Origin of the sequence: Pseudomonas sp. KBW05 (assembly GCF_003852405.1) — a bacterium.
GTDB lineage: Bacteria > Pseudomonadota > Gammaproteobacteria > Pseudomonadales > Pseudomonadaceae > Aquipseudomonas.
In genome coordinates, this window is record NZ_QAJM01000069.1 from 1 (window position 1) to 1,812 (window position 1,812).

Consider the following 1,812-nt stretch of genomic DNA (forward strand, 5'->3'; position numbering starts at 1 on the left):
ATCGAGGGCGGCCTTGGCGCGGATGATCGCGGCGGAGTCGTTGGCGGTCACGTTACGGGCTTCCAGCGCGGCGGCAGCACCGGCACCGTCGAGGCGGTCCATGTTGGCTTCGCTGGCGTGGCCGGCGTTGGCACCCTTGATCACCGCTGCACCGGTGTCTTCGTTGTCGACTTCATCCCAACTCAGCATTGAAATACTCCTTCCTGGTCTGTTCTGACGGCGTGTGAACCCGTCCAAAAATATGCGGTTTGCAGGCTACTAGGCATTGAAATACTGCGCAGAGTGTGGTCGGTAAATACCGATACTGCACACTATGTAGTGGTCTGTTTTGTTTGTGGGCACACTATATGGTGTGTAACAAGACTGGTCAACGCACAAGATGTGCGGTCTTGGGTCGCTGCCAGTCTTAAGCTACGTCAGGACCTGGGGTTAGAAATCCGCGATAAATTGCACGCCGCCCACCACCGCACCCCGGGTTTGCGTGAGTCCACCCGGGTACTTCACGTATTGCAGGTTGGGCCGCACCATCAGCCAGTTTGTGGCCTGCACGCCATAGTTGATCTCGTAGCTGTATTCACGGCGCTGTTCGGGTACGTACAGCGGGTCGTCGAGGGACGTCACGCCATTCGCCGCATTGAGCATTTGCGTGTTGCGCGTGTAGCGGTCGCTGACTTGCAGCTTCGACGCACCTACGCCGAAGGTGTCATCCGGGCGGGCATCGAACGGGCCACGGTAGATCAGGCCGACCTGAATCAGGCTCTTGATCACGCTTTTGTCCGGGTCATTGACCGTGAGGTTGGCGAACACGTTGAGCCCGCGCTTATTGTTGCCACCTACCGTGGTCAGTTGCTGCTGGCCCGACAGCCACCAGCCACTGTTGCTGGAGTACATCCGGTAAGGCTTTTGCGAGCTGGCGGCGTAGTTGCCGTCGGCGTCCTTGAGCATGTCCTTAGTGTCGGCGTTAGCGTAGTAGTAACCGGCGTGATACTCGGCGCTCAGTCCGTCGATACGACCTTTCCAGATGGCTTCGATGGGGAAACTGGTGCCTTGGGAGCCGCTGATAAACGGTTTGAAACCGTTGCTCGCTTCGGCGTTGCCCGGGTTCTTGTCATACGCGCCGATCTGCATGGCGAATTCGTCCGTGAACTGGTACTTGGCGCGCACCGCCCACTGGCTGATGGGGAAGCTGTTCCATACGCCGTTCCAGTTGCCTTCCTGGGAGCCGCACAGGGTCACGTTCTGGAATTCGCAGGGGAATTGATCGAAGTCTTCGCCGTGGCCGAAGCGCCCGAGTTTCAGGGCGAATTTTCTGTCGAAGAACTTCTGCTCGTACCAGAACTGCGACAACCGCCAGGCATTGCCGCCGCCGAACACTTCCATGGTCGAGGTCAGCCCGGTGGCGTTGGGCTGGTGTACGCGGTCGTTGGTGATGTCCTTGCCATGGCGCTCGCCGATGCCGATGCGAAAGGTCGCGTCCTGCCAGCCGAGGAGTTTTTGCAGGTCCATGTCCACGCCGAGGATCAGTTGATCGCTCCAGCGTGCGGTGGTGTGGGAGTCGTAGCCGCCACCCAGGTTGGAGCCGACTTCGCCGACGTATTTGAGGGTGAAGTTGTAGCCCTGTTCGGCCAGTTGCGGGCGCAGGCCGTTCCAGTCGCCGAGCATCGCGGGGGCGCTGTAGGCGCAGGTGGAGAGGGCACTGCAAAGCAGGGCCAGGGGGTAAGTGGTGCGCATGGAGAAGCTCCTTGGATTGTTGTTTTTATTGGGAAATGCACAAATTTCAGGCACACAGAGGCCCCCTGTGGGAGCGGGCTT

At 59.5% G+C, this 1,812-nt stretch carries 1 protein-coding gene and 1 pseudogene; both read right to left on the bottom strand.

Annotation, left to right across the window (positions count from 1 at the left end):
- Positions 1 to 189, bottom strand: a pseudogene (locus DBR46_RS30175) (ribonucleotide-diphosphate reductase subunit beta); the annotation flags it as partial.
- Positions 190 to 429: 240 nt separating this feature from the next.
- Complete coding sequence (locus DBR46_RS30180) at positions 430 to 1,731, bottom strand: carbohydrate porin (protein ID WP_124530093.1); 1,302 nt, start codon at positions 1,729 to 1,731, stop codon at positions 430 to 432.
- Positions 1,732 to 1,812 lie beyond the last annotated feature (81 nt).

What these genes read in the sequence shown, in the direction of transcription:
- DBR46_RS30180 (WP_124530093.1), bottom strand. Translation starts at nt 1,731, where the DNA reads ATGCGCACCACTTACCCCCTGGCCCTGCTTTGCAGTGCCCTCTCCACC.